Annotated in this window: 1 protein-coding gene; it reads left to right on the top strand. The window is 71.2% G+C overall.

All coding sequences use genetic code 11. The features are described 5' to 3' along the window. Positions 1-378 (top strand): TolC family protein (locus HWX14_RS36290; RefSeq protein WP_175886800.1); only part of this gene is annotated, 378 nt, incomplete at both ends.

Below are 378 nucleotides of genomic sequence, written 5' to 3' on the forward strand. Positions count from 1 at the left end.
CTGCTGAAGGTCACGGAGGACACGCTGAAGACCGCGCAGGCGTCGTACGACCTGACCAAGCTGCAGTTCGACAACGGCACGGGCTCCGAGCTCGAGCTGCGTCAGGCGCAGACGGTGGTCGAGACGGCGCTCGCGAACCAGCAGGCGCAGGCGCGTGCCCGCGCACAGGCGCTGAACGCGCTGGTGCTGCTGATCGGCGAGCCGCTGCCGGACGATCTGCCGGCCGGCATGCCGCTCGACGCGCAGAACCTGCTGACGGACGTGCCGGCTGGCCTGCCGTCGGATCTGCTGACGCGTCGTCCGGACGTGATGCAGGCCGAGCAGACGCTGCTGGCCGCGAACGCGAACATCGGCGCGGCGCGCGCGGCGTTCTTCCCG

This window comes from Burkholderia sp. BCC0044 (genome assembly GCF_902832955.1).
GTDB lineage: Bacteria > Pseudomonadota > Gammaproteobacteria > Burkholderiales > Burkholderiaceae > Burkholderia.